Source organism: Sphingomonas silueang (genome assembly GCF_040049155.1).
Taxonomy (GTDB): Bacteria; Pseudomonadota; Alphaproteobacteria; order Sphingomonadales; family Sphingomonadaceae; genus Sphingomonas; species Sphingomonas silueang.
On sequence record NZ_JBDZDK010000035.1, the window covers coordinates 22,283 to 30,178 of the forward strand.

The 7,896-nt window shown below is 63.1% G+C and carries 6 protein-coding genes; all 6 read left to right on the forward strand.

Annotation, left to right across the window (positions count from 1 at the left end; translation table 11 throughout):
- The first annotated feature begins 9 nt into the window (after positions 1 to 9).
- The 6 genes from trbC to ABLE43_RS20425 all read left to right on the forward strand — a co-directional run bounded on the left by trbC (position 10) and on the right by ABLE43_RS20425 (position 7,788).
- Positions 10 to 753 carry a type-F conjugative transfer system pilin assembly protein TrbC gene (gene trbC, locus ABLE43_RS20400; RefSeq protein WP_198356604.1) on the forward strand — a complete coding sequence of 248 codons (744 nt, stop codon included), beginning with the start codon at positions 10 to 12 and terminating at the stop codon, positions 751 to 753.
- Entirely contained in the window at positions 754 to 2,547 is a 1,794-nt protein-coding gene (locus tag ABLE43_RS20405) for a conjugal transfer protein TraN (RefSeq protein WP_348979975.1), read from the forward strand. It abuts the gene before it with no gap.
- A 34-nt stretch (positions 2,548 to 2,581) separates the two neighbouring features.
- On the forward strand, positions 2,582 to 2,932 hold the full coding sequence (locus tag ABLE43_RS20410) for a hypothetical protein (protein ID WP_066708155.1): 351 nt from the start codon (positions 2,582 to 2,584) through the stop codon (positions 2,930 to 2,932).
- Positions 2,913 to 3,827, forward strand: coding sequence for a conjugal transfer protein TraF (locus tag ABLE43_RS20415; protein WP_348979976.1), 915 nt, complete (start codon positions 2,913 to 2,915; stop codon positions 3,825 to 3,827). The genes ABLE43_RS20410 and ABLE43_RS20415 overlap by 20 nt, the downstream gene beginning before the upstream one ends.
- Positions 3,828 to 3,919: 92 nt before the next feature.
- Complete coding sequence (locus ABLE43_RS20420) at positions 3,920 to 5,302, forward strand: conjugal transfer protein TraH (RefSeq protein WP_348979979.1); 1,383 nt, start codon at positions 3,920 to 3,922, stop codon at positions 5,300 to 5,302.
- An 11-nt stretch (positions 5,303 to 5,313) separates the two neighbouring features.
- On the forward strand, positions 5,314 to 7,788 hold the full coding sequence (locus ABLE43_RS20425) for a conjugal transfer protein TraG N-terminal domain-containing protein (protein ID WP_348979977.1): 2,475 nt from the start codon (positions 5,314 to 5,316) through the stop codon (positions 7,786 to 7,788).
- Positions 7,789 to 7,896: the final 108 nt, after the last annotated feature.

A 7,896-nucleotide genomic window follows, 5' to 3' on the forward strand; every position in this document is an offset into this window, starting at 1 on the left:
ACCACTGACATGCGTCGCTTCACCATCGTCCTCGCTCTGGTCGCCACGATCGGCGGGATTCAGGCAATCGCACAGACCGTTGACGGTCTGGATCTCGACGCCATCAAGCGGCGCTCGGCGGCCATGCAGGGCGATGCCGAGACGTTCGCCGACCACGTCCGCAATCGTGGCGACGCCTTCCGCGAAGAAGCCGTCGCGGTTCAGACCAAGGCCACCGGAAACCTCGTCGAGCTGGCGAAAGCCGACCTGCCGGTGAACGGCGAAGGTGCTTTCGATTTCGATGAAATCATCAAGGGCGCCAGCCAGAACGTCTCGTCGACGGGTCGCGGCGACGCGCCCCAGTTCATCGCGTTCGCCAGCTTGTCGATGCCGGTGCCGGCGCTTCGCCAGCTGATCGCCGACACAGCGAAGGCCGGAGGGGTGGTCGTCTTTCGCGGCTTTCCCGGCAATTCGATGAAGGCGTTCAGCGAGGCCTTGAGCAAGGTTGTGACCGAGAAGGACCAGCTCTCGAACGTCGGCATCGATCCCCGCCTCTTCCGCGCGTTCGACGTTCAGGCCGTGCCGACCTACGTGGCCGTGTCATCCGACTTCGACCTGTGCTCCGGCCTTAACTGTCGCACCGCGGTGCCCGCGCACGATCGCATCACCGGTAACGTCTCGGTCCGCTATGTGCTCGATACCTTCGTGTCGGCGCGCGGACCGGGTGCCGGTGTTGCCTCGGTCGCGCTGCGCAACATGGCGAAGGCCAGCTAAATGAAGCGGGTCGCCGCCTCCCTGTTTCTCGCAGTCCTCGTGGGTGGCGCCAGCGGCGTCATCGCGCAGACGACGATCGAAGAAGCGCGTCAGCAGGGCAATGCCATGGGCAAGGCGATGCGCGCCGATGATAGCCTCGGCCCGAATGAGCTGAAGCTGCAGGAGCTTCCCGGCTATGGCGGCACCGATCTGCCAGAGAAGGGCTATTTCGACGATCCTGACAAGCTGACGATGGATGGGAAGGTCGCCGCGCCGACGAGCGACGCCTATGGCACCGTTACCGACAAGGGCGGCACGCGGCCGAGCTTCAGCAATGCCGAAATCCTCGCTGCGACCTCGCGGGGCACCGCGATCGAGAAGGATCCCGAGACCTATCTCGGCGGGCAGGACATTGGCGGAAGCCAAGGCACCTGCACCGCGCTTCCCCCATCGGTGGGCTCGAAGGGCTATTACGAAGCGACCTGCAACAAGGGCTCGAAGGTCACGCAGGCCAACGAGATCTGCCGCGGCAATATGGTCCCGCACGTCGTCAACACCGCCCGCTATTTCTACTACGGCGTCCTCGACAAGAACGAGGGCTACGGCTTTGCCCGCAATAGCGTCATGCAGGCGCGGACCGCGTCCGGCGTCTGCCGTACCGAGCCGGTGTCGAAGCACATCTGCGACGCGCAGATCGAACTCGGCGCAGGCGGCACCAACGTCGAGGACTATCGCAAATTCTGTAAGGGCAAGCTGAGCGGCACGGCGCAGCTCTATTCCTGTTCGAGCGAGCTTCCCGCCAGTGACACGGGTAGCCACCAGAATTTTCGCACCGGCACGGTCTACCTGAAGAAGGAAGGCGAAGTCAGCGTGTCCGTCACCCGCAACGAGGGCACCTGCCCGTCGCTTGCCGCAGACACCAGCTGCACGCCGCAGGCGGCCGAGGTGTGCACCGAGGGCCCTGAAACACGCACGATTGAAGGCGTGCCAGTGACGCAGAGCTGCTGGGCCTGGTCGCGCACCTTTACCTGCCAGCGGCTCGAACCGGCGAGCGACTGCGGCTCGCTGGACGACAACAAGCAGTGCAAATTCCTGCGCGACGAATGTCTCGACGATCCCCAGTCGGGGGCCTGCAAGGTATCGCAGCGCGTCTATAGCTGCCCGCTGCCGGATGACCCGGCGTCGACCGACAAGCAGTATGTCTGCGGCAACGACGTCTACTGCCTCAACGGCAACTGCGAGCAGATCGAGCGCGAAGCCTCGACCGAGTTCAAGGACGCGCTCGTCGCGCTTCACTCGATCGGCGACGCCGGCAAGCAGTTCGATCCGAACAACCTGACGGTCTTTTCCGGCGAGCGCGGGACCTGCAACAAGAAGATCTTTGGCGCGTCCAACTGCTGTTCGGGCAAGGGTGTGCCGTTGCTGACGCCCTGGCTGTGCAGCTCGGCCGAGAAGCAACTCGACGAGAAGGACGACAAGGGGCTGTGCCACAAGGTTGGCTCCTATTGTTCGGACAAGGTGCTCGGCATCTGCGTCACGTCGAAGGACGCCTATTGCTGCTTCGGCAGCAAGCTATCCCGCATCCTGCAGGAGCAGGGCCGCCAGCAGATTAACAAGCCGTGGGGCAAGCCCAAGGACGAGACCTGCAAGGGCTTCACCATCGAGGAGTTTCAGCGCCTCGACCTGTCGAAAATGGATTTTTCGGAGGTCTATGCCGAGTTCATGGACGCCGCGAAATTGCCCGACGAGGTCAGTGTCATGACCGACATCCAGCAAATAATTCAGGGGTATTATGACCTTCACGGGGGCAAATGATGTGGAAGGTCCGGGGGGACCATGCGCCGTCGACATGTCGGTGCTCGACCTCGCCATCTTCCTGCGGATCCACCGCTCCGGGCGGGGCACGTCAGCCGGCGAGGTCGCACAGACGGTCGGGCACTGGTTCGACTGTCAGATCGACCCGCGAGAGATCGAGCGATCGTTTCCTCGTATGGTCGACGCCGGTTGGCTGGTGCGCCGCGACAGCGGGATGCGCGCCACGATCAAGGGCCGCAAGCACGGCCGCAGCCACCTCCGTGGGATCGTCCGCATGCTCGATCAGGGCACCAAGATGCTCGACGTCGCGCGGATGATGCACGTCCTTCAACTCGCAATGATTGAGCTCGACGGGGAGCACGACGATGATGACGATCAGGGATAACCGCCGCGGCCGCTTCGCCGCCACGCTTCTCATGCTCCTCGCAGCTGCCGCGCCGGTCGCGGCGCCGGCGGGGGCGCAGTCGCTCGACCTCCAATCAGCGGCGATGGCCGATGCCGGCGACGACGCGGAGAGCGAGGACCAGGTGCAGCCTGACGTCCTCGAGGCAAGCGTCGATACGCCTGTTCAGGGTGACGATTTCTACTGCGGCCAGCGCCGCCTCGGGCAGTGGTTCTATTGCGAGCGTCCGAAGACCCCCACCAAGTCGCCGCAAGCTGCCCAGCAGGCTCAAGCCTCGGCGACGGACCGGATGAAGGCGATCTCCAAGCAGCTCAACGAGCTGAAGAACCGCGCCATCCTCGAGCCGACCGAGGCCAACGTCATCGCCTATGTGCGCTATCAGCGCGAGCAGTTGGATCGGGCCTCCACCTTCTCCGACACCTGGCAGCGCGCGCTCTGGCAGAACCCCGACATCGACTACACGCTGCAGCGACCGGTCTCCACCGTCGGCAAGCGTGCCTGGACCGATAACCGCAGCGCAACGCGCGATCAGGCGCTGTCTCGTATCGGCCAGCGGTACGGCATGTTCTACTTCTTCGCGCAGAGCTGCGCCGCGTGCGAGGTTTTCTCTCCGATCCTCCGCTCGGTCGCCGACAGTCATCGTATGACCGTGATGGCCGTCTCCACCGATGGCGGTCCGAGCCGAACCTTCCCCAATTACGTGGTCGACAGCGGCCAGCGCGAGCGCATGGGCGTGCCGCTGGCCACGCCTGCGCTCGTCCTCTTCGACACCGTGACCCGCAAGACCGTGCCCATCGGCTTCGGCGTCATGTCGGCCGACGAGGTCATGGAGCGGATCTTCATGCTCACCAACACCAAGCCGGGTCAGGATTTCTGATGACCGCTACCACCTGCAAACCCCGCCCCTCCCCCTTCCGCGTCTTCCTGCGGCGGTCCGCCGCGGTCGTCGCGTGCCTCGGGGCCGCGAGCATGATCCCGGTCGACATCGCGCGTGCCGACGTCGCCGGGCAGATGAATAGCTTCTTCCAGGACGCGGGCGGCGCCGCCAATGTCACTGGCCCCAGCGCATATCAGGGCCAGAGCGCCGGATACTATTCGATGGGCAATGTCTGGACCCGCTTCCCGCAAAAGAGCGTGCAGCCCCTCAATCTCCAGATGCCGAGCGTGCGCGCCGGGTGTGGCGGCATCGACATCTTCACCGGCTCCTTCTCGTTCATCAACGGCGCCGAGATGGTCGCTATGCTGAAGGCGACCGCGAACAACGCGCTCGGCTTCGCGTTCCAGCTCGCGATCGACAGCGTCTCGCCCGAAATCGGCAAGGTCATGGATGGCATGGCCAACAAGGCGCAGCAGATGAACCAGATGAACATCTCGTCGTGCGAGGCAGCGCAGGGCCTGGTGGGGGGCCTATGGCCGAAGATGGCCGGAGCGCGGTCCAACGTCTGCGCGGCGATCGGCAACAGCCAAGGCATCTTCTCCGACTGGGCGCGGTCCCGTCAGGAGTGCGGACCGGGAAATAAGCAGGAGTCGACGATCGACGCCAACACCGATCCCAAGGTGGCGGAGAATGCGGCCGGCACGCCGCGCAACTACACCTGGGACGCAATCCAGAAGTCCAATAAGTTCGGCACCTTCGATCAGGCGTTCTCGGAATACCTGATGACCCTCGTCGGCACGATCATCGTCAACCCGAAGGGTGGCGATGACGGCGGCCCGGCTGTGGTCTTTCATGGGCCTGCCGAGGAGGCGGTCGTCACCGCCCTTCTCGATGGTACGGGCACGGGCGGGCAACCGGTCAAGTTTTTGAAGTGCGACGAGCAGCTGAAGTGCCTCAAGGTCACCGAACAGACTCTTCAGATCGCGACCGGACTTCGCACGAAGATCAAGGGCATGATCGACTCGATCAACTCGAAGATCCGCACCGACAGCGCGCTCGACGTTGGGGAGCAGCAGCTCCTCAATATGACGACGATCCCGCTCTACAAAATGCTCGCGGTCCAAGCGATGGCACACCAGAGCTTTAATCCCGGTGAGACGAACGCTCTTGCCGAGATCGTCGCTGTGAACATGCTCTCGGCGATGATCGACAACATGCTCGATCGGATCAGCCAGTCATCGGTCCAGGTCCAGTCGGGTGACGTCGACGTCAGCAAGGCATGGCGCGAGCAGCTGGCGTCGGCACGTGACCGCTACTCGCAGCGCGACTTCAAGCTGAACGACAAGCTCAATCAGACGATCTTCCTCATCAACAAATCCGTGATGCTGGAATCGACCCTGCAGAACAGCATGTCGCCGGCGATGGCCGCTTCGCTCAATTTCTCGCGCGGGCTGAGCGCGCAGGGCCTCAACTAAGGACGAACGGCATGGTCGAGGTCTTCACGATCGGCGGTGGCGAATACATCGTCAACACGTTCAACGCCGTCGCAGCGTGGACGGGAGGGGGCGGCTACCGTTCGCTCCTTCGCGTCGTCATGGTCCTCGGCCTGATCTATTCGCTTCTGTGCGTCGCCTTCACGATGAACGTCCGCGTCTGGATGAACTGGTTCATCGGCTCGACGCTCATCTACATGTGCTTGATGGTCCCTACCGTGTCGGTGAAGGTGACCGACCGCATCAACCCGTCGCTGGCCCCTGCCACCGTTGCCAACGTGCCCCTCGGGCTGGGCGTGATCGCGAGCTTCACCAGTCAGGTCGGTGACTGGCTCACCCGCACGGCCGAGACGGTTTTCACGATGCCAAGCCAGCTGAACTACTCAACTAACGGCATGGTCTATGGCGCGCGCCTTTTCGACGCGACGCGCAATTTCGAGATCCGCGACGCCGAGTTTGCGACCAACCTGTCGGCGCATTTCAAGAACTGCGTGTTCGGCGACATCATGCTCGGTCAGAAGTCGATGACCGACTTGGCGAACGCGAAGGACCTATGGAGCGCGATGGGGCCGGGTTCGGTCGCCCGGTCGCAGCCTTGGGTCAGCCGCAACGGTGCGTCGGTGACAAGCGACATCATCACGTGCAACAACGCCTACAACCTGCTCTCAGAGCAATGGACGCCGATGATCGCGGCGCACACGCCGATCTGGTCGAAGCAGGCCTTCCCCAAACTGTCGACCGCCGTCGCCTCGGCTAAGCTTCGTGCCGATGTTCCGATCGTCAATCAGGCCTTCACCGCCTCGAGCGCCAACTACGAAGCCGTGATGCGGCAGAACACGGCGATCAACGCGTTCATGCAGGCTCGCGACGGGATGGCCGGTGGTCCGGGCGCGGCGTCGATCGATACCTTCGCCACGACGCGGGCGGACATTCAGGCGCGCAACACGTACAACTCGATCGCCCAACAGGCGATGAGCTGGGTTCCGATCCTCAACATCGTGCTCACGGTCGTGTTCTACGCGATGTTCCCGGTGATTTTCCCGCTCTTCCTGATGCCTCAAACGGGGGTCGGGGCGCTCAAGGGCTATCTGACCGGGTTCTTCTACCTCGCGTCTTGGGGGCCGCTGTACGTCATCCTCCACATGATCTGCATGACGCGCGCCACCAGTGCCGCCCAAGGCGCAGCGGAAGGAGGTATGTCGCTAGGCACGTTCGCGGGCATCGGCGCCGTCAATGCCGAGACGGCCACGATCGCCGGCTTCATGCTGATGAGTGTGCCCTTCCTCGCGGCGGGTCTCGCCAAGGGCGCGATGAGTATCTCGGGTCAGGCGACATCGGTCCTCAACCCGGCTCAGAACGCAGCTGAAGCGGCTGCGGCCGAGCAGACGACCGGCAACTATTCTTATGGCAACACGAGCTTCGCCAACTCGACATCGAACATGCGTCAAAGCAACAATTGGCAAGACACACCCATGTTTTCGTCGGGTGCTGCCGGTTCGAGCTTCCGATTTGACAATGGTGCCACCGCAAGCAGCTATGGCAACGGCCACTCCGTAATTGATACAAACGGGGCAATTAGTCGATTTGAGAGCACGCCAACCCTAAATGCGGGCTTCCTTTCGGATATGAAGACCACGAAGAGCGCCTATGACCGATCTGCTGAAAGTGACGAGGCCTCTGCAGCGGCGTTGACGACATATAGCCAGACGGGTCGTTGGGCCACCGGGGTTTCTGCCGAGCAAATCCGAGGCTGGGAAACGGGATCAACCTCGCAGCATACTGCGACCGTCGACCAGAGCGTCCGTAACAGTCAGGGCACATCTACCGGCCTCGAGGATCAAAGCGCCATTACGCAATCGAGGCGGCTTACCGACGGCAACAATCGTAGCGCTGAGACAATCGACACTGTTCGTGGCACGATCGGAGCCAGCATCGGCGGGGGTGGCGGTCGCCGTTCCAGTCCTGCTCCGGAAGGGGCAGGCGCCAACACTCCAACGACGGGCCGAGGCGGATTGCTCGGTCGTGCCGTTGGTGCTCTTCCCTCGATTGGTGGAGAGGTCTCCAAGACCGGGATCCAAGGCGACCGCCTCAGTCACAACGCGGATCAATCTCGCGGCACTGATGATCGCAATTCGACGACGCAGAGTGTCCGCGACGACACCACTGTCGCCAACGGCGCAAGCATCGGCGATACCGACACAAACCGCTCCGGGACGTTCGCTCGCGGCAGCACCAGTCGCACTTCGTCGCTTTCCCGCGAAGAGGCCCTTGCCCGGGCGCATTCGTTCGAGGAGCGCGCGCGCCAGTCGCGTGAGAGGGCACAGCAGCTCTCCCAAGATATCAGCTATGCCGAAACGCATAGCATGCAGATGAGCACCAACCTCAGTGCTGAGCTTGGTGATTGGTACGCCCGCGAGAGCCAGAAAGCCGGTGGGCTTGATGCGCCTGGGCTTTGTGGAGGGCGGTGACAAACCAGGCCAATGGAGCGCCTGCGATTTGCTGAGCGCGGCGGTGTAAAAGCCGGCCATTGGTTAGGCTGCTCCTTTTGGAGCGGCCAGGGATGTTTGCCGTGGAGA

Excerpts from the sequence above, each read along its gene's own strand:
- ABLE43_RS20415 (WP_348979976.1), top strand. The coding sequence starts at position 2,913 with ATGATGACGATCAGGGATAACCGCCGCGGCCGCTTCGCCGCCACGCTT.
- ABLE43_RS20420 (WP_348979979.1), top strand. The coding sequence starts at position 3,920 with ATGATCCCGGTCGACATCGCGCGTGCCGACGTCGCCGGGCAGATGAAT.
- trbC (WP_198356604.1), top strand. The coding sequence starts at position 10 with ATGCGTCGCTTCACCATCGTCCTCGCTCTGGTCGCCACGATCGGCGGG.
- ABLE43_RS20425 (WP_348979977.1), top strand. The coding sequence starts at position 5,314 with ATGGTCGAGGTCTTCACGATCGGCGGTGGCGAATACATCGTCAACACG.
- ABLE43_RS20410 (WP_066708155.1), top strand. The coding sequence starts at position 2,582 with ATGTCGGTGCTCGACCTCGCCATCTTCCTGCGGATCCACCGCTCCGGG.
- ABLE43_RS20405 (WP_348979975.1), top strand. The coding sequence starts at position 754 with ATGAAGCGGGTCGCCGCCTCCCTGTTTCTCGCAGTCCTCGTGGGTGGC.